The sequence below is a fragment of the Hyunsoonleella rubra genome (assembly GCF_042684665.1).
In the GTDB taxonomy this organism is placed as follows: domain Bacteria; phylum Bacteroidota; class Bacteroidia; order Flavobacteriales; family Flavobacteriaceae; genus Jejuia; species Jejuia rubra.
On the sequence record NZ_JBHULY010000034.1, the window covers coordinates 179,485 to 199,192 of the forward strand.

At 31.1% G+C, this 19,708-nt stretch carries 20 protein-coding genes; 9 read left to right on the forward strand and 11 right to left on the reverse strand.

The genetic code is table 11. From position 1 onward, the window contains the following. Positions 1 to 20: 20 nt before the first annotated feature. From ACFSR8_RS14015 to ACFSR8_RS14040, 6 genes are all read left to right on the forward strand, one after another. Positions 21 to 494: a heme-binding domain-containing protein gene (locus tag ACFSR8_RS14015; protein ID WP_380293087.1), complete on the forward strand. Its 474-nt coding sequence runs from the start codon at positions 21 to 23 to the stop codon at positions 492 to 494. 56 nt (positions 495 to 550) lie between these two features. Then, positions 551 to 1,786: a glycosyltransferase family 4 protein gene (locus ACFSR8_RS14020; protein ID WP_380293089.1), complete on the forward strand. Its 1,236-nt coding sequence runs from the start codon at positions 551 to 553 to the stop codon at positions 1,784 to 1,786. 59 nt (positions 1,787 to 1,845) lie between these two features. Continuing rightward, the gene (locus ACFSR8_RS14025) at positions 1,846 to 2,349 is read left to right on the forward strand and encodes a hypothetical protein (RefSeq protein ID WP_380293091.1); all 504 of its coding nucleotides are present in this window, start codon (positions 1,846 to 1,848) and stop codon (positions 2,347 to 2,349) included. A 249-nt stretch (positions 2,350 to 2,598) separates the two neighbouring features. Further along, positions 2,599 to 3,147, forward strand: coding sequence for a hypothetical protein (locus tag ACFSR8_RS14030; protein ID WP_380293093.1), 549 nt, complete (start codon positions 2,599 to 2,601; stop codon positions 3,145 to 3,147). A gap of 81 nt (positions 3,148 to 3,228) precedes the next feature. Then, positions 3,229 to 3,828 (forward strand): alpha-ketoglutarate-dependent dioxygenase AlkB family protein, encoded by a 600-nt coding sequence (locus ACFSR8_RS14035; RefSeq protein WP_380293095.1) that lies wholly within the window; start codon positions 3,229 to 3,231, stop codon positions 3,826 to 3,828. Continuing rightward, positions 3,821 to 4,246, forward strand: coding sequence for a cupin domain-containing protein (locus tag ACFSR8_RS14040; RefSeq protein WP_380293097.1), 426 nt, complete (start codon positions 3,821 to 3,823; stop codon positions 4,244 to 4,246). The genes ACFSR8_RS14035 and ACFSR8_RS14040 overlap by 8 nt, the downstream gene beginning before the upstream one ends. On the opposite strand, the gene ACFSR8_RS14045 is transcribed toward ACFSR8_RS14040, so the two are convergent. Next, positions 4,233 to 4,892, reverse strand: a complete 660-nt coding sequence (locus tag ACFSR8_RS14045) for an SIR2 family NAD-dependent protein deacylase (protein WP_380293343.1) — start codon at positions 4,890 to 4,892, stop codon at positions 4,233 to 4,235. The two genes, ACFSR8_RS14040 and ACFSR8_RS14045, sit on opposite strands and share 14 nt — an antisense overlap. A gap of 650 nt (positions 4,893 to 5,542) precedes the next feature. Here ACFSR8_RS14045 and ACFSR8_RS14050 point away from each other — a divergent pair. Further along, positions 5,543 to 6,280, forward strand: coding sequence for a hypothetical protein (locus tag ACFSR8_RS14050; RefSeq protein WP_380293099.1), 738 nt, complete (start codon positions 5,543 to 5,545; stop codon positions 6,278 to 6,280). Positions 6,281 to 6,299: 19 nt separating this feature from the next. Here the strand turns inward: ACFSR8_RS14050 and ACFSR8_RS14055 are convergent, their stop codons facing one another. The 5 genes from ACFSR8_RS14055 to ACFSR8_RS14075 all read right to left on the reverse strand — a co-directional run bounded on the left by ACFSR8_RS14055 (position 6,300) and on the right by ACFSR8_RS14075 (position 10,095). Then, complete coding sequence (locus tag ACFSR8_RS14055; protein WP_380293101.1) at positions 6,300 to 6,896, reverse strand: recombinase family protein; 597 nt, start codon at positions 6,894 to 6,896, stop codon at positions 6,300 to 6,302. Between the two features lie 44 nt (positions 6,897 to 6,940). Further along, positions 6,941 to 7,462 carry an antirestriction protein ArdA gene (locus ACFSR8_RS14060; protein ID WP_380293103.1) on the reverse strand — a complete coding sequence of 174 codons (522 nt, stop codon included), beginning with the start codon at positions 7,460 to 7,462 and terminating at the stop codon, positions 6,941 to 6,943. 992 nt (positions 7,463 to 8,454) lie between these two features. Then, positions 8,455 to 8,838 carry a hypothetical protein gene (locus ACFSR8_RS14065; RefSeq protein ID WP_380293105.1) on the reverse strand — a complete coding sequence of 128 codons (384 nt, stop codon included), beginning with the start codon at positions 8,836 to 8,838 and terminating at the stop codon, positions 8,455 to 8,457. 32 nt (positions 8,839 to 8,870) lie between these two features. After that, positions 8,871 to 9,299 carry a hypothetical protein gene (locus ACFSR8_RS14070; protein ID WP_380293106.1) on the reverse strand — a complete coding sequence of 143 codons (429 nt, stop codon included), beginning with the start codon at positions 9,297 to 9,299 and terminating at the stop codon, positions 8,871 to 8,873. A 31-nt stretch (positions 9,300 to 9,330) separates the two neighbouring features. Further along, on the reverse strand, positions 9,331 to 10,095 hold the full coding sequence (locus ACFSR8_RS14075) for a hypothetical protein (protein ID WP_380293108.1): 765 nt from the start codon (positions 10,093 to 10,095) through the stop codon (positions 9,331 to 9,333). Between the two features lie 157 nt (positions 10,096 to 10,252). Between ACFSR8_RS14075 and ACFSR8_RS14080 the strand changes: the two genes are divergently transcribed. Next, on the forward strand, positions 10,253 to 10,483 hold the full coding sequence (locus tag ACFSR8_RS14080) for a helix-turn-helix domain-containing protein (protein WP_380293110.1): 231 nt from the start codon (positions 10,253 to 10,255) through the stop codon (positions 10,481 to 10,483). On the opposite strand, the gene ACFSR8_RS14085 is transcribed toward ACFSR8_RS14080, so the two are convergent. Both ACFSR8_RS14085 and ACFSR8_RS14090 read right to left on the reverse strand, forming a co-directional pair. After that, on the reverse strand, positions 10,466 to 10,903 hold the full coding sequence (locus ACFSR8_RS14085) for a hypothetical protein (protein WP_380293112.1): 438 nt from the start codon (positions 10,901 to 10,903) through the stop codon (positions 10,466 to 10,468). The genes ACFSR8_RS14080 and ACFSR8_RS14085 overlap by 18 nt on opposite strands. Then, positions 10,903 to 12,207, reverse strand: coding sequence for a hypothetical protein (locus ACFSR8_RS14090; RefSeq protein ID WP_380293114.1), 1,305 nt, complete (start codon positions 12,205 to 12,207; stop codon positions 10,903 to 10,905). Before ACFSR8_RS14090 ends, ACFSR8_RS14085 begins: the two co-directional genes overlap by 1 nt. A 131-nt stretch (positions 12,208 to 12,338) precedes the next feature. On the opposite strand from ACFSR8_RS14090, the gene ACFSR8_RS14095 reads away from it, so the two are divergent. Then, the gene (locus ACFSR8_RS14095) at positions 12,339 to 16,586 is read left to right on the forward strand and encodes an NACHT domain-containing protein (protein WP_380293116.1); all 4,248 of its coding nucleotides are present in this window, start codon (positions 12,339 to 12,341) and stop codon (positions 16,584 to 16,586) included. Between the two features lie 203 nt (positions 16,587 to 16,789). On the opposite strand, the gene ACFSR8_RS14100 is transcribed toward ACFSR8_RS14095, so the two are convergent. From ACFSR8_RS14100 to ACFSR8_RS14110, 3 genes are read right to left on the reverse strand one after another with little or no spacing between them, the layout of a single operon-like run. Then, entirely contained in the window at positions 16,790 to 17,185 is a 396-nt protein-coding gene (locus ACFSR8_RS14100; RefSeq protein ID WP_380293118.1) for a heavy-metal-associated domain-containing protein, read from the reverse strand. A 21-nt stretch (positions 17,186 to 17,206) separates the two neighbouring features. Next, positions 17,207 to 18,976 (reverse strand): efflux RND transporter periplasmic adaptor subunit, encoded by a 1,770-nt coding sequence (locus tag ACFSR8_RS14105; protein ID WP_380293120.1) that lies wholly within the window; start codon positions 18,974 to 18,976, stop codon positions 17,207 to 17,209. A 1-nt stretch (position 18,977) separates the two neighbouring features. After that, on the reverse strand, positions 18,978 to 19,706 hold the full coding sequence (locus ACFSR8_RS14110) for a heavy-metal-associated domain-containing protein (RefSeq protein WP_380293122.1): 729 nt from the start codon (positions 19,704 to 19,706) through the stop codon (positions 18,978 to 18,980). Positions 19,707 to 19,708 lie beyond the last annotated feature (2 nt).

Consider the following 19,708-nt stretch of genomic DNA (forward strand, 5'->3'; position numbering starts at 1 on the left):
TAGGCTTTAAATTTATACAGATGAAAATACTAAAAAAAATAGGACTGATTTTACTGGTAGTGCTGTTAATTGCTCAATTTTTTGGCCCCGAAAAGAATGAGGGTGATTTGGCTACTATTGATGCTTTTGAATCTGAGACTAATCCGCCAGAGGATGTTAAACTGATTCTAAAACAAGCCTGTTATGATTGCCATAGTGATGTAACACGTTACCCTTGGTATAATAGTATTACTCCAGTGAATTACTGGTTGAATCATCATGTTGAAGAAGGGAAAGAGCATTTTAATGTATCGAAATGGGAAGGCAATTCCATAAAACGAAAAGACCATAAGTTTGAAGAGCTGATAGAAGAAGTAGAGGAAGGCAAAATGCCTTTAAATTCTTATACTTGGACCCATGGTGATGCTAAACTTTCGGAGGAGCAAATAATGGCTTTGGTGGATTGGGCCAAGCAGGTGCGGTTTAAATATAGCTTGGAGGCGGAGCCCCAATAGTCCCCAGTCGCAGTCTCAGTTAGCAGTAGGTAGAACCTAGGAATATTTATGAATTCGTGGCAGAAAAAAATTTATTGATTATCGGCTATGTTTGGCCGGAGCCAAAGAGTTCAGCGGCGGGAAGTAGGATGCTCCAGCTCATTGAAGCTTTTCTGTTGGGTGGCTACGACATCACTTTCGCAAGTCCCTGCGCTAAAACCGAGAATGCTTTCGATTTAAATTTGATTGGTGTATCTCAAAAATCCATTGCGCTAAACAATTCCAGTTTTGACAGTTTCATTAAACAACTCAATCCAGATGTAGTTTTGTTTGACCGTTTTATGATGGAGGAGCAATTTGGGTGGAGGGTTTCCGAAAATTGTCCAAATGCATTGCGGGTTTTGGATACTGAGGATTTGCACTGTTTGCGAAAGGGTCGGCATCAGGCTTTGAAAGATGGAATTCCTTCTGGTAATAAATATTTATTCAGCGAAACCGCAAAACGCGAAATCGCAAGTATTTACCGATGCGATTTGAGTTTGATTATTTCAGAAGCAGAAATGGAACTGCTTCAAAATGATTTTAAGGTTGATGCGTCGCTTTTGATGTATTTGCCATTTATGTTGGATTATATTGATGAAGCTCATATTAAAAGTTTGCCGAAGTTTGAGGAGCGCAACCATTTTATTACCATTGGAAACTTTTTGCATGCCCCTAATTTTGATACTGTCCTTTACTTAAAGCAGACTATTTGGCCGTTGATTCGAAAGCAATTGCCCAATACTGAATTACACATTTATGGTGCTTATGCATCTGAAAAGGTAAATCAACTTCATAGTGAAAAGCAGGGATTTTTAATCAAAGGTTTTACCGAAGATGTGAACCAAGTGATGCAAAAAGCAAAAGTCTGTTTGGCGCCATTGCGTTTTGGGGCGGGTTTGAAAGGAAAGTTGGTGGATGCTATGCAAAATGGAACTCCATGCATAATGAGTAGCATCGGTGCTGAGGGCATGTTCGGTGAACAGGTGCCCAATGGCTTTGTACGGGACGAACCAGAACCTTTTGTAAAAAGTGCAGTTGAACTTTACTGGAACAATACGCTTTGGACTTCATTTCAAAACAATGGCTTTAAAGTGATTAATTATCGCTTTCAAAAGAAAAAGTATCAGCATGAACTTTTATTGAAGATTAGAGAAGTACTTCACAATTTAAAATCTCATAGAGAAAAAAATTTCGTAGGACAAATGCTTCAATATCATTTGCTTAAGAGTTCAAAATACCTCAGTAAGTGGATTGAGGAGAAAAATAAATGATGATGTTTTTGTAAGACTTCGATGTGATGGTAAATGTTAAAACTTAAAATTATCACATTATGAAAACCAAAATTTTGAACTTACTTACCCTAACGGCATTTACAATCGCTTTATTTTCATGTTCTTCGGATGGTGACGCACCCATCTCTGCACCGGCTGGAAGTTGGTTGCTTACATCCTTAAGTATTGAAAGTTCCTTCGATTTTAATTCAGATGGACAGGCCTCTAGGAATATGTTCGTTGAAACAGATTGCTACGAAAATGATTTTATACAAATAAAAGAGGATGGAACGGTAAGGATAGTTAGCGGGCTCACTTTTATTTCCGTAGATGACAATTTTAACCCGTTTCACGAATGCCTTAGCGGTTTTGATAGAGAATCTACCTGGACACAGGACGGGAATACCATTACGATTGAAAATGGCTCTCAGGATATTGTTGGGGTTTTTTCTGGAAATACCGTTACCGCCACTTTAACCGACTTTTTTGAAGTAGAGGTTTATAACGGTACAGAGGTGGTAAGCACCAGGGAAGATGTGACTTTAACCTACACAAAGGAGTAATTTATCAGAAGTTTTGCATTACGGCGGCCAATGGTATTTTTTTAATCGATTAAAAGTGCAAGTGTTAAAGAAGCCCCTGAACATTTCTGAAAAGAACTAAAGGGAAAAACAACGGACATTAACAACAAGTCATAAAATAATTGGGTAAAGGGATTGAGGAGATGAATAGATAAAAAAAAAGTGGTTAGCCGTTAAAAAAGATGTTTTTTTCAGTATCTTTAATTAGCTGTTAAACAATACATTATTATAATGGAAACACTATCAAAACTCCTTGTACTTGTTTTTGTGCTCCTTTTCTTTCTGAATTGTAGCACCAAGGAAAGTAACCCCAATGCCATCGTTATTCTATCAGAGCTAGAGGCCGCAATTTCTTTTGACGAAAATTGTACCAGTACGATTAATTTTGAAGACTTTGACCACAATGTTTATGGTTATAGAGCCGATGCGGATTTTGGAGTTCCGTCTGTTCAAACAGGAGGACATAGTACCCTCGATGAAACTACGGATTTGGGATTCAATATGTTTTTCGATCCTAACGATACAGAAAGGACAAATTATACTATCGATGGGTCAAGTGGACAGGTTGGAACAGCCTATGTTTTTTATATTGTTGGAGGGGTTCAATATATCAGTTCCGATACTAATCCATCAAATTTAGTTATTGACAATCTTGTATTAAACGATAACGGCCAAGTTGAGATATTGGTTGCTTCTTTTAACAATGTTGAAGTAGTTAATAATTCCAATGTTAGCGATGTGCGCTGTGTTAATGCCTACAAAATGAGATTTTACAGATAATTGCGCAAAAAATAATTTCTTTAGTTTTGGATCCTCATAGTGCGCTTTTGCCCAAACTTAAAGGGCTATATTTTGGTTGACATGAACAACAGTAAGACTATCTATGATTTGCCCGATGCCGAGATAAGTCTTTTCAACAGTTTTTTTTCAAAAGAAGAAAGCGATAGCTTATATATAAGCTTAGCTGAAAATATCAATTGGCAACAAGATCAGATTAAGTTTTTCGGCAAAATATATGATGTCCCAAGGCTTACTGCTCTATACGGCAATACCCATAAAACCTACAAATATTCTGGTATATTGATGCAACCACATCCATGGAATGAAGATTTGTTGTTTATAAAAAAGCGCATTGAAAAAGAGGCAAAGGTTGAATTTTCTACATGCCTTTTGAATTATTACAGAACAGGAAACGACAGTAATAGTTGGCATCAAGATAATGAAAAGGAACTGGGCAGAAACCCCATTATTGCTTCGGTGTCCTTTGGTGAAACCAGACCTTTTCAATTGAAGCATATCGAGCGAAATGATTTAAAAAGGGTAGATATACCATTATCCCATGGGAGTATGCTCTTAATGAAAGACAGCACGCAACATTTTTGGAAACACAGAATTCCAAAAACGAAAAAGGATATTGGATCAAGAATTAATCTCACTTTTAGAATCATTAAAAATGAATAGCAGAATAATAACAGTATTTCTGTTTTTAGTTACGTTATGTGCTTGCAAAACCACAAAAATCAGCGAAATCAAGGTTGAAAAACTTGCCGAAACTATAAAAAGCTGGAATGGGGATACCTTGCCAAAATACCCTGAAGGACAGCCTAAAATAACGGTCTTAAAAATTACAATTCCTCCAAAAACAAAATTGCATAGGCATTACCACCCGGTAATCAATTCTGGTATCATGCTAAAAGGAAAATTAACAGTTGTGGATGCGGATGAAAATACGCTTTATCTAAAAGAAGGTGATGTCATCGTGGAGTTAGTAAATAAAATTCACTACGGCATAAATGAGGGTAACAGACCAGTTGAAATTGTGGTGTTTTATGCGGGTACTGAGGATTTACCATTAACAGTACTTGCTAAGGATGACTAATATCGTTCTTAATTAAATTTAGTGCAATTTTTACACCAACGGTGGCAGGTTCTGCAAAAACCGTTAAATTTTTTTTGCTCTCAATATTTGGTTTTGGGTCAATAAAATAGGTAGGCGTATGATCTGGCACATAATGCATCAATCCCGCCGCTGGATATACCTGCATTGACGTACCAATAATTATCAAAATATCGGCCGTTTCGCAAATTTCCATGGCTTTTTGAACCATCGGGACATCCTCACCAAACCAAACAATATGTGGTCTTAATTGATGGCCCTTTTGGCAGACATCGCCCAGTACCAAATCGGTTTTCCATTCTTGTATATCATTGGCGTCATAAGTACTTCGAACCTTTAGCAATTCGCCATGCAAATGCACAACATTGGTGCTTCCTGCACGCTCGTGCAAATCATCTACATTTTGGGTAATGATGCTCACTTTAAAATCCTTTTCCAATGAGGCCAAATCATGATGCGCTGAATTAGGTTCCACCTCAAAAAGTTGTCGTCTGCGTTGGTTATAAAAATCCAAAACCAACTCGGGATTAGCTCTAAAACCCTCTGGAGTAGCTACTTCCATAACGTCGTGCCCTTCCCAAAGTCCATCGGCATCCCTAAAGGTTTTAATCCCGCTTTCCGCACTCATTCCTGCAGTAAAACTATTTGTTGGCAACTAATTTATTGTTTTTAAATAATTTTTTAAATCTTTCAATGTTACTGGGCTTTGACGGGGCTTAAACAAAGGTTTAATTGACTTGTTCAATTCTAATTAGTCTGATTTGATAGGTTTAGTTTATGGGCGGTTTAGTTTCTATTCTATATATACTTTATAAAAACTAAATGCTATGCGCCCGTTTAGTCAATCCTATCATATTTTGGTAAACCTATTTAATGGAGATAGGATATAAAAGATAAAGCTCATCACGTGCCGTTTCGTCTTAATATTTTCATTGCAATAATCTTAGAAAGGTTAGATGGCACAAATTTCTCTACAAAAAAATTAAATAGGTGGTAGTTCATGGTGCCTTGGCACTTCTGGATTGCACCTATGTTTTATCTTACTTTTTACTATACAACCGAAGGTTAGCCTCTAAGTGTCTTTTAATGAATGGTTTGTGTTGAAAAATGTCCTAAAAATAAAGGTGTCACACAGTATATATATAATAATATAAAGAAAATCCAAGCCCTAATCCCTACTGATTTAGTAGGGAAACTTTGTCTTTTTGTGACCGAATTGCCAGAAAACTCAAAATAAAATAATTTTACGCACTGGATTAATTGAACGCCTAAAGGAATATGGAAAGCAAAATAACACTCACAAAACGCAATAGTTTAGAAGAATTAAATGAATTATTTAATAATGGCACGCCCTTATCTGGTGTTAAAATAACTTATCCAGAAGTTAAAAATAAAAAGATATACCATAAACCTTTTGGCAATGTACTTACTACAAACAGGCATCATGTTTTACAAAATCAAGATTTTAATGGAGAACCATTTTTAAGAGGTCAATTTGAGTATATGCAAGTATTACTTCCAGAATATAGAATAAAATCTATGTACAAGTTCTATCCTGTTTTAAAGGGTATTCTAAATGGCTATCGAGTTTGTACCAAAGCCGATAAAAATTGTTTGACTGCATTAGCCAATCAAATATATCACTATTATGCACCGATTATACATGTATTTAGACAGACCCAAGAACGAATAGATTCATTCCGTAAGATTGAAGATATAATAAACGATGTTATTGCTACACCCTATGCATTTAACGGGCGAAAAAAGTATGAAACTATTTTTTGGAACCCAGATTACAATTTAACATCACAGGAAAAAACAGATTTATTTAATAAATACAGAGGTAAAGAATTACTAAATAAGAATCTAAAAATATTAATAGAAATTTATACCAAAGGAATGACACAAAAAGAGCTACAAGAAAAAAGTAAAATGAGCCTTAGTACAATTAAAAGGCGTTGGAAATCAATTATAGAATTTTATAATCAAGAACAAGATTTTCTGATTGCTGCTTAACAAACCTTCCATTGTCGATTTATTGATTTTTTATAATAGACTTTACCTTTTGTACAGTTCCCAAAGACACATTGCATAACTTAGCAGTATTTCTCAAAGACTGACCCTTTTTAAGGTGTTTTACAACGTTTTTATATCTTTGTAACACCACGTTGTCAGATTCAACAGAACCTTTAACTCTCCCTTTGTAAACGCCTTTAGCTTTAGCAATAGAAATACCCTCTCGTTGTCTTTCTAAAAGAGATTCTCTTTCCATTTCGGCAATATTAGCCATTACGGAAATGATTAATTTAAAAGCATGGTTAGGCTTGTCTTTTACTAAACTTTCTATACCTAAGTTATCCACTTTTAAGGTTACTTTCTTATCGTTAAGTATTTCTAAGGTAGATAGTATATCAAATAAATTTCTGCCAAGCCTATCAATACTATGTACTGATATGTAATTAATGTTACTATTTTCAATTTCCGTTAACAGTTTTTTTCCTTTAGGTCTGTCTTTAAAAGGAATAGCACCACTTATAACATCTATAAATAATGATTCATCCTTATGCTTTTTTACAAGTTGCCTCTCAGTCTTTTGATTACTGGTACTTACCCTTATATATCTTGCTTTCATTTCTTTAAAGTTTTGAAAGCCCCCGTTATGAGGGCTTGAATGTTTTACATTAATCTAAAATATTGGTTGTTATGACTGGTATAATCCATCATAATGTCATTTGCCGTTCTATCCCAATCAATATGAATATATGATGGTAAATTGGAACTAAGGTCGCCCGTTTCTTCGAGTAGTTCTTGTGTAAATTCTTGGTCGTTTGAATATTCCCCGCAATAACTTTCACTTACTTTATCTAAAATTTCTTGAATATCATTAGAACCGCCTAAGCAATAAATATAAGCTTCGACTACTTCGTCCTCATAACTGCAACTTTCTATCACTTCAATTATGTTAAAAATATCTTCTGAAATATAAGACTCACTTATTAGGTCTAAACCTTTTATAATTTCAGAGCATTCATAATCTTGAATCATAAACTCTGGGTCATCTTCATCTTTGTGAAGTTCTCGCATTGCTTTTTTCAAATCTTCATAATCTGAATAGTCTTCTAATTTGAGCCAAGCCCCATAAATACTTCCATTGTTGTACTTTGCATAAGTACCCACATAAATTTGTACATTTGTCATGTCTTTAAATTTTAATTTGCGTTAAACATTTATTGATTTGCCTTGTCGTATTCGTAGTACTTCAAGGCTTTTTTATTTAAGTTAAATATACGAAATATTAATTTACTATGCCAATTTTAGGATGGTTATAAATGATATATTTTAATCCCTTAGATAGTGTTCAATTCATATTATTTATTATACTGCGTTTAGACTATAATCTAAAAATAGTACGTTAATTATTTTATGACAATATTATATTTATTAAGATTTTTATTATGGAAAAATATTCCAAATTTCAAGCTGTTTTAAAATGTTGAATTTGGTTATGCAGGGGGTATTCAAAAAGATTTAATACAAGATTTTGATATGGGGGATTGTCGGTACAGACAGGGGCAAATATGCAATTTTTTTGAACCGACATTACCCCACAAAAAACCATATAAAGAAATTTTGAAAAATTCAAAAAATGAAATAAATAAAACTTCTTCAATCTCACATATAATAAGCGATTCGAAGAATTGGAAATTTTAAAATTATCCAATTTTAAATATTAAAGTTATTTTGTTCTGAACGTGGATTTTGGGCAAAAAATGGCATTTTGGGCAAAAAGGGGGTTATCAAGGTGTTTTTGCTTAAAAAGGCATTTTTTTGATGATTATTAAAGACCTACAAAAAACCATACAAGGTAATTTATAAATCAAATTTATTAAATCAATAAAAATCCAACTATATCAAGGAGTTCAAGCATTTTTAAAGCAAAATTATAAGATGTTTAAAATTTAAAGTTGTTCAATATCAGTTATAAATTTAGTGGTAAAAACAAGCTAAATCACGGTTTTCAGGGTGCATCCTCACAAAAGAGCATAATTATTACTAAAAAGTCCAATTTTTTCGATTAAAATGAAGTGTCTAATTGAATTATAAAAAAGTTTTTGATAATAATCCTTTTGACAATAAAATTATGAAGTTTATTTATGAAAAAAAATCTTTTTTTATGGAAATGGCAATTTTCAACAAGGCAATTCATCCAGTAATTCAATTTCATTAATACTTGGTATCATACACATATAAACACTCTTAATTTTGCTATTTCCATACTCCATTAAAAGGGTGGCTGTTTCAGTTTTACTTTTTTTAATCAAATCAATTTGATAAAGTGCGATACAGTTTTCATTTCTAAACAAACCCAATCTGGCAACTACTTTTGATTGTGAATTTCTTATAGTTGAAAATTTGCCTTTTAAATAATCCAAATATTCTGCTTTGGACTCCATTTGGCTAAAGACCTTCTGAGAGGTATATTTAAAATCTTCTGCTAAATGTATTTCTATATATGCAATATCTAAATTATTAAATGCCTTTGCATATTCGGTTGCCAAATCTTTATTTGTCATAGAATAAATTATAGCTTATTGAGTTATTAAAATTATTTTCTTTCGTTATTTAATCTTTCTGCGTGATTAGAAACCTTTATAACAGCTTGTTCGATAGAATATTTGATTTGTTCATTACTTAATAGAATATTTGGGTTGGAAGTTTCATAGACAGTTTTAGTTATTTCCTTTTTTTGATTCTCAATTAGCACTTTCATAAACCTTTTAAGATAATCTGGGTTCTCTCTAATTTCAGTTGAAGCTTTTTCTAATCCTAAAGTTAATGCTCTATATAATCTATCCTCTGCAAGTTTTTGCAAATCGTCCATTGCTTTTTGCTGTTTGTTCATAACATTTTTAACGCTATCCATTGTTACTCTGTTGATATGAGACTTTGGCTTTGTTTTGTTAACTGCCTTGTCGGAAATATTAAATATTATTATAAATACAACTACCGCTATTCCAATATATACAAATGCCATAAATACACTTTTATCATTATCACTTTATTAGTTACTCAAAGAGAATTGTTTTAACTACACCTCTTATATCTTCCTCGTATATAACAAAGTATTGGCTACTATAATCAGAATTATATAATCTACCTATTATGGTATAATCGATACCACTTAAATTGTCTAAATCTTTAACAGTCAATACTGCTTTTGTTGCTTCTTTGTCTATCCTAATTGCCTTTTGGATATATGAGTTTGGATCTGATTCATCTGTTTCTATTGTACCATCTTCAAAGTGTATTTCCAATTTAACTATAGCTTGCGCAGGTGCATTGCCCACACTAATAACAAACCAGGCATCCTCGTTGTTCAGAGGATAAATAGTGTTTACATCAAATAGGCTACAATTTACCCAATCATCTTGCTGTTTAGTATAAACAGCACTTTGGTTTATCCTTTTGATTTCTGTATCTGAAACCTTTTCAAACTCATATTCTGTTCTTGTTGCCGAAGTATTATCCGAATTTGACCTAATTATGGCAAAAGAGTAATAACTATCGGTTATTTCTTCTTCATAACTGATATTAAAGCTTCCTGCTTCATCTCCCATACAAGATTTATCACATAATTCAATAAAACAGAAGTCATCAGTAGAAAATTCATATCCTGCATCTATCCAAGTACTTGCTAACCATACGCCTCTTATCCACTCTGGTGGATTTAAAGTAGAATCATTATTTGAATCTGTATTATTATCGGACGTAGTTGAACAGCTTAAAATTATAGTAATTACTATAACTAATAATAATAGATTTTTTTTCATTGGTAGGTTTTGAGGTTTATATAATGTCTAAGCAACAATTCATCTTAGAGATAACCATAAGCTTAAATTCAAATATATAAATAATATTTCATACAGGGCATATAAGCCCTCTGGTTAATGAAACCAAAAATATAATTTGTGATTCATTCAACTAATCATGTCATTAACCAAAAAAGAAAAAGAATATTTAAAAAAACTTGGTAAGCGTATCGTCTATATAAGAGATGAGAAAGAAATTAGTCAAAAAGAACTATCCGACATTCTTGATATGGATGATGGGTCTCTAAGGCGTATTGAATCAGGTAGAACGAACCCTACCACAACTACCTTGTTAAAAATCTCAGAAGCTCTTGAAGTAGAAATGAAAGAATTATTTAAATTCCATTAATTGTTCAGGAATATCGGGTTCATGTAAATATATTTTATTGCCAAGTTGCACATAATCCTCATTTGAGTTTAAATAAAAATAAAATCGTATAATATCATACTTTTCATTATAAGTCTTTTGTGTCTTTTTCAAAAGAGCCTTTGATACAGCAAAATTATTTACAACTTCATTTCTTGAAACACATTCGAGGATTTTCATGTTAGGCAGATTTAACTCAACTTTTTCTTCATTGATTAATAGGTTATCAACAACTAAAGAACCTACTTTTAATATAACTTTATCTATATCAACACTCACTTCATAGCCTCTCGACCAATGGTATTTCATATTTCCATTACTTTCTTTTCCTGCATTATATGCATTAGCATATTTCTGGCTAAAATCAGAGTTTAACTGCTTAAATGTTACTATCAATTTCATTATTTCTGGATTGAATTAGCAAGTTTTATTAATTCATCTCTATTTACTTTGAAACCAAACAATCTTTCTATATCTAAAGCTTGTCTTTCTAATGTTGGAGTATCTAAAAATAATTCCCACAAATTAGTAACTCCCTTGAATCTATTTAATGCTTTTCTATCTTTATACAAGTCATAGAACTTGGATAAAATAGAAGTTGAAAAGTTAGTAACATTCAAATCCTTTGTGAAATCCTCAATTTTATTTCCGTCCAAAATATTTTCTACAGCTTTATTTAAATTTGATTTATCTTTTAAATCCCAAAAATGAAATGCCAATCTATTTGAAGTTGTTTTATACTTTTTACTAAATGCTTTCCAAAAAGATTGAAACTCATCATTTATTTTCATTTGTTCCCTTACACTATCACATTCATCTAACCTTTTTTCAATATCAACAAATGACTTTCTTAATTCTGTAAAATCATTTCTTAATTCAATTAATTTTTCAGGAATTTCCTCTTTGGTTTTACATTTTGAAAGCAAAATAGCCACAAGAGGTGGTATTGGTATTTTTTTATATCCAACATATTGATTCAAACTACCCAACTTCTCATTATATGTTTTTGCAAGAATATCATACGTCTTGTTAGGAACGCCAAGTGATTTATTAACTTCAATATCCGATTTAAAACCTCTAAAGGGTAAAGCTGTTTGAAAGATAGAGTGAGACAAAGTATTATACATTCCATTCAAAAGTTTTGGAAAAGTAGTTTCAGTTTCAAATACTGCTAACCTTTTCTTTTCTCCGTTAACCTCAGAGATACCATGCCACAAATAAGAATATTTTTCAGTCTGTCCTTTAAAGTATGCCTCTTTAAAGTATTTGTCGTTTATATATTCTGAATTTTGTTTTTGAAATTCAACAAGAATATTAGACTCCTCCTTTTTGTCTTCGGGGTTATTCATGTCTTTTACAAATTTCACTACTCCTTTGTCAATCCAAACTGGCCATCCTATTAGCGTGACTCCTTTTGGGTTTGTCAGTACCAAGTTAGTTATAGGTCTTCCGTCTTTAAACACTTCCTTAGCAATACAAAAATGATGATCCCATTCTTGCTTTGAAACCAAAAAAACTTCATTCAGAACAAAGGCTTCAACAAAAGTATTTAAATTAAATATAAACTTATGGTCAGCCTTTCCATAGCCTCCAATTATGAAGTCAAGCTCACTTAATAATCCGAAATTATAATAAGCAGTATTGTAAGGAAGTTTTATTTCTTTTGGATTTTTGTAGCTTTTTAAACTCTGAATTGGAAGACTCATAATTATTATTTTCTTTTCTAAAAATATCAAATATTAGTAATTAAATACCTGATTCTTAATCAAGATTATTTTTTTGTTTTTTCTCATTCAAATATATTGCTTTTCCCACATAAATTATGTAACATTAATTAATGAAAAATGATGGTAAAAATTTTGAAAAATTAACCAAAGAGTTCTTCTCTTACCTATTCAACAAGTTAGGCTATATAATCCATAAAGAGCGTATTCAATTTAGTGGAACACAAGACGGTTTTGATGTTCAATTTGTTATTAGTGAAAATTTAAAAGAGAGGTCAATTTATATTGAATGTAAAGACTATTCAACAGATTTAAAGTTTGGACCTATTTATGCTAAAGCTATTGATTTAGAGTCAAACTATAAATTTAACAAAAATGATTTAGTATTATTTATTAGCCCAAGAGCTAATTTTCGTAATAATAGAAATGCCGAAAAGACTGAACCTGTATTTGACAAATTCTCTTTTACAACAAGACTTTTAGACCAAGCAAATGGAGTAGAAAACTTATTCGCTCTTAATAAAGACATATATAAAGAAATTTACAAACGTGAATGTAGTCTCAAAATAAATGAAAACGAGGAAATTGAAAAGTTTAAGAGCATCATTCTTTCAAGAGGAAATTTTAGGAAAATCATAGTTAGTGAAGAGGATAAAGAAAAATTTATTTCAAATGCCAAAAAATGTTCAAATTATATTCCTCGAAGTTTAATTAAGGAAAGAAAAGCTAAGAAGTCTCATAGATATTTATATTACGAAGAAGATGATTCAGATAATCTAATCTCAATAGTTAATAACAATATTTTAAACTCAAAAAATGACGGGTTGGCATTGTTAGGCAATCCAGGCTTAGGTAAATCTGTAGAATTAGCTGAACTGGCACATTACTTTTGGGAGAATAGAGAAGAAACGAATACTATTCCTTTTTACAGGGTAATAAACAGTTTTACTGTTGATAGTAAAATAAGTGATTTTCTGCCAAAAGACTGGGATAAAATACCTAACCTTTTGATTGTTTTGGATGGCTTGGATGAAATATCATATATAAATGAGTTCAAGGCTAAACTTCAAAACTTCATTTCTGATAGCAAAGATGAATTTCAGAATATTTATTTTGTTCTTAGTTGTAGAACCAACATTTATGAAAATATTGTAAAAGGAATACCAAAATTTGAATGCTTTTTTCTTGATAGTATAAGTTATCAAAGTGCAATAAATCATTTACAGTCGGCATTCAAATTTCCCCGTAAAGTAATTTTAGGCTTACATGTTAATGAAGACCAAAGAGAGTTTTTAGAAAACCCCTTTTATTTAAACCTTTTCGGAGAATACTATTCGGAAAATTCCAGTTTACCAAAAAACAAAACTGACCTAATTGAAAAATACGTTGATAAAAGATTAGAGGAAGACAGGGTTAGAAAGTTTCAGAATAAAGAATATGATAAGTCTATAATATTTTCCGCATGTAAAAAAACTGCATTAACCATAGAGGCAATGCAATCAAGAGTGATTGAAGATTCCGAACTAACAATGTTAATTCCAAATCATAAGGCAGAACTAATTAATTCTTGTTTTATCGAAAAAGTTTACAACACAGATAAATGGCAATTTGAGCATAAAAACCTTCAAGAGTATTTTGTCGCAAAAGCTTTGATGAAGCTTCCATTTAATGAAATCATTAGCTTTATTTGTCTTAATTCTGATAATAATAAAACACACCCTTCATGGTTAAATTCAATATCCTATTTGATTAATGATTTAGAATCAACTGATGAAACTTACATGAATTTAACTGAATGGCTTAAAAAATACGATTCAGAAGTTCTATTTAAATCTGATTCAGACAGAATATCTAAAGACATAAGATCAGATGTTTTTCAAGATTATTTTATTAAAAGATGTAAGGTTAATACTTTATGGATAAGGACTAATGATAGTGAAACAATAAAAATTGCCAAGTTTGGAGACGACGTTAAAAATATTGATTTTTTAATCTCTGAAATAAATGACATAACAAACCATAGAAGAACAAGAATATCTGCTTTTGATTTATTGTCTCACATGAATTTGAATGAAAGAGAAAAAGAAATAAAAGCTTTAATCTTAAAATATTTAGATGATAATAATGAGGATTTTGATTTAGATGGTAAATCAGATTTATTGAGGTTTGTAAAACGATTAGAATATCATTTAGATGAAGAGTTTTTCACAAAACTATTATCTAAGATTCAAGAAAATGATTATTACAGAACATTTACTTCCATATTAGAGTGTTTTCAAAAAGAGTTATTTATTAATGAAAAATCCGTTGACCCTAATAATCATATCGATTACATTAAGAAAGTAGCTAAAGTAATAAGTGGTAAAATAGAGCGAAAATATCCTAAAGACAGGAATATTTCTTCTAATGAAAGACAAAATTTGAATAATGTCCTTTTACAATTTCGTGATATAGATTCATTTTTATTTGCTTTAGATTTTCTTCTAATAAGAAAAGATAATTATCATCTTAACGAAAGTGAAATTACAGATTCAGTTAAAAAACTATCTGCAATGTACTCTACCGATAAAAAGGTTTTAGATAAAGTAGTGAATTTTATTTATGCTGGAATTGAAAAAAGACAATACCTTTTTGATTTTGAAAAGAGTTTTTCAGAGTTTTTCAAAATCACAAATACACAACATGAAGCCTTTTTGAAATTTTATGATTTACGAAATAAAATTGGAATGCGATTTATGTCTGATATAGCTACTGAAAAGTGTATTGAATTTTTATCAAAAGAATACAAAAAAAATAACATTAATGATATATCTGTACTGCATTTTAGAAATAATTTGAGTTGGAGAAATTTTGAATTGGCAGTAGAGTTTCAAAATCTTATTTTAAAGGAGTCAAACTATGATTTTAAAGGAGATATTTTAGAGAAAAAAAAGAGAAGTGAATGGAAGCAACTCCATGAAACCAAAGAAATGTTGAATTTTAATTTATTATTTGATAAAGACAAATTAATAGAATTAGTAAAAGTTTTATTTGAAAACCTTCAATCAGAAAAAACAAGTTGGGAGAGTCTTCATGAATTTGAGAAAATATATTGGGAGACTCTTGAATTACAAAAGTCCATTCCTCAATTAGTCATTAATATTGTCCATGAGACATTACGCCTTTCTGATTCTAAACATGTTGCATGTGATGATGTTCTTAAATTAGTCAACAGGAAATTATACCTAATAAAGAAAATTAAAGAAGAAATACATTCTAAGCGCAACAACAGACTAAACAAGCCCATAAAGATTACAAAAGAGCAATATGATTTTATCAATAATTGGTGCCAAGAATCGATTAAATCCATAAAACTTGAATCAGAATCTTTATTAGATAAAGAGGAATGTGATTTTCTCTGGTATTTTAGAAATCTACTTAATTTAAAGTATCCTGATGAAATCCTTTTAGAATTATTGGAGGTTGATGGCACAATGAATTTTAACGGACAGCATCATGGTATTGGCTATATATGTGAAATATTAGATAAATCAACTGTTGATGACAGGATTATTCGAAATATTGAAAAAGGTATTAATGTTGAGCAAATAAGAAAAAACCACTTTATCTATGCTATTGATAATCGTTTAAGAAAGGCTTATCCTAAAATAGAAGATTACTTATTAGATAATAATCAAAACCATTACTTTAGAAAAGAAATCTTAAAGAAATACTATCAAATTAACCCTTCTGTCGATTTACTTAAAAAAATCGCAAACAAAAATATGCAAGAAGAGATTACAGATGATATAGTATGGACAATTTTTGACATTCTAATTGAAAATAACCAAAGTGATTTCATTATAGAAAAAATACTGTATTACTATAATGCAAATGATGAACACTTAAAAGAGTTAATCACTATTAAATATCTCATTAAATCTAATTACGAAAAGGCGTTCCTATATTTTAATAATTGGATTAAAGAGCAAAAGATATTTACAAGAAGGACAAAAAACAGTTTACGTACAGAGGACTTCCCTAAGCATAACAACCCAAAATCAATCCCATATATAATTGAATTAATTAAAACTTATTATGAAAAAAATGAGTTTAAATTCGATGAGTATAGTAACCCTATAAGGTTTATTGTTGAATCAATTAATGCTATTGCTCAAAACAATTCCCCAGAAGTGTGTAAACAACTTATTGAAGAGTTAGAAAAATGTAGAAAACCACTTGACAATAATGAGCATGACCTATACTATATCAATTCAACCTTATTGGATTTAAAAGATATATGTATAAAATTAGAATCTAAGCCAATGTCCTTTCCTTCTATAGCAAGGAAAATAGATAAATTTCAATACTATTTTGTATAGAAATTATCAAAAATAATTAATTATCATTATTGAATTAAAACTTTAGCACCTTTAAAATACTTTATAAAATTTATCAAATTATTATATTACGAATTGAAACAACCCTCTCAACTTACTTAAACAAAGAGAGTTGTTTATAACTTAATCAATATATAGAACGTCTTTTACATTCTTGCTTAATGATTATCCTCTTTGATTTCGATTTATTGATTCATTTCCATTCCTTGGTCATACTGACAACAACCAGGCAAATCCTTATATGCGTCTTCACTACCAGAAACTTTTTCGGTATCATAACCTGAAGCTGCAATAGCGTTGTGAATAGCCATTGCATCAGTTTTAGAATCATCAAATGTCACATCTATTTTCTTTTTATCTACATCCCATGTTGCCTTAGCAACCCCATCTACACCTTTGGCTGCTTTTTCAATAGTCTTTTTGCACATCCCGCAATTTCCTCTTACTCCAAAAGACAAGTTTGTCATTGCCATTTCATGAGAAACTTCGGTGGTTGTTTCTGCTTTTTGCTTTGTCTCACTTTTGCAGCTTACTAAACTTATGACTGCAATTACAGCCGCACTTAAAATTACTTTTTTCATTGTTTTAATATTTAATTGTTATTATTCTATTACTTGTTTCACTTCTCCGCAGGTAAGCATGGCTTCCCCAAAATACGGATTGATTACTTTTTCTTCTTTACTCAACCAAAATGCTCCATTATTACTGTCTGCCATCGGACAGAATTGATAATAAACCTTTTCGTTTATACCGAATAACTGAAGAGCCTTTACCAAATGCGATGACAAATGTTTAAAATGATTTCTTTGTTCTTTAATATTTGATATGTTTGAAATTGAATTTGCTGAAGTTTTTAATTCTTTTTCTAAGGTCATCCAATGACTATGTGCATTATCAGTTAACAATTTCATATCAACCTTTCCTAAATTAGATAGAAACGATTTTGCATATTCAATCACTTCTTTAGAATCCTCGTTTACCAAAGCATCTTTCAATTTGATGTAATCATTAAAAACGGTTTTTAATTGATTTTGAAAATCTTCTGACACTTCTATTCTTTCATTCATATTGGAGTGATTTTTAGTTGTATTCGAAGGTTTTGAATCCATACCAAGATGTCCTTCATGACCAGTCATTACCTTACCACCTTCTTTATTCATCATGGACTTTTTACCTTGTAATTGCGCAGCAGCATCTACAGTAAATGTGCCATTAGTTACAATTTCATCTCCATTATTAACTCCTTCTAATACTTCATAATTTTCTCCAATTCTGCTACCCAATACTACTTCTTGGAGTTCAAAAACAGGTTCGTTAAGGCTCTTCTTTAGATACACTACAGAGCGTTTTCCTGTCCATAAAACAGCACTTGAAGGTATTACAGATATATCCCCTTTAATTGCGTTAGTAAGCTCTATGTTACCTTCTATAAACATGCCTGGTTTAAACAAATCCTTTCTATTATCTAAAACAGCTCTTAACTTGATAGTCCTTGTTTTAACATCAAGCGTAGGATCTATAAATGAAACTTTAGCTTTGAAAGCTTTATTAGGATATGCATTAGTTTTAAAAGATACTTCCTGTCCTTTCCTAAACATGTCTATTTGATTTTCATAGACATCAAAATTTGCCCAAACAGTGTTTAGATTGGCTATTTTTAACAACGGTTGCCCTTGCTTTATATAACTACCTTGTTCAACTAATTTTTCTGATACCGTTCCAGATACAGTAGCGTAAACAGAAACGTTATCCTTTACTTTACCAGATGCTTCAATTTGATTTATTTGGGTTTCTGATAGTTTCCAAAGTTTTAACTTATTACGAACTGCTTTATACAATTCTGGTTGAGATTCTTTTAAAGAAGATGCTGTAATAAGCTCTTGTTGGGCTGCAAATAATTCTGGAGAATAAATAGTTGCTAACAATTGCCCCTTTCTTACCTTTTCGCCTGTGTAACTGATATTTAATTTTTCTATTCTACCAGAAAAGTAACTGACTTGAACTACGTTTGATTCTTCATTTTCAATTATTTTCCCTGAAAGCTTTACAGTATTACCTTCGGCTTTACTATGACCAATAATAGATGTTTGAATGTTAGCCAATGCCATTGCATTTTTAGTCAGTTTAAATTGGTCTGCTGTTAATCCATCGGCTCCAGCTTCAGCAGGAATTAAATCCATGCCACATATTGGACAATCTCCTGCTTCTGGTTGCATAATTTGTGGATGCATAGAACATGTCCACATTTGATTTTTTTCTACTGCTTCGTTATGATTATGTACTGTTTCTTCATTGGAGGCATTACCAAAAAGAAACCATCCTAACAGAAGCCCTACAACTAATATTCCGATATAAATTATATATTTTTTCATTTTAAAATATGTTTAATAGCATTAGTACCGCCATTACAATCATAATAGCATTTTCAATAAACGTAGCTTCTGTCATGGGTAATTTTAATGCTGTTCCCAAACAAGCACATTTAATAGATTTTTTATCCAATAGAGTTTTAGTAACCCCAACAGTTGTTATTCCTAAAACAATAAGTGTAACAATTAAAGCAATACTTACTTCAAATCGCATTAAGAACATTAGACCCAAAACTGTTTCTATAAACGGATAAACTTTACCATAAACAGGTACTTTCTTAGCTAATGGATCGTACATTCTAAACGATTCTGGAAACCCTTTTAAATCGAGCATTTTAAAGAAACTAAATACGATATAGAACAATCCCATAAAGTCGAGCATAAAAGAGACCCAAGACCAGTTTTTATAATGTAATAAAATACTTGTTGATACTATATAAAAGATAATAAGCAGTAACGGCTTTAATTGTTGTAATTTGCTTTTTTCCTTTTCTATTTCATAGCTTAAAGCTTCTGCTGAAGCAAATACATTTTTTTCTGTAAGTATATATTTTTCTGGCAAAGCTTTTTGAAATACGTTAGTATCTATATGACTACTCATCATTATTTCAGCTTCTCCCTTTTCAAGGTTTACAATAACATCTGTCACATTATTTATTTCACTTAAAGACTTCTCAACTGAAGCTTTACAGTTTCCACAAGTCATACCTTGTAAATTATATGTATGTTTCATTT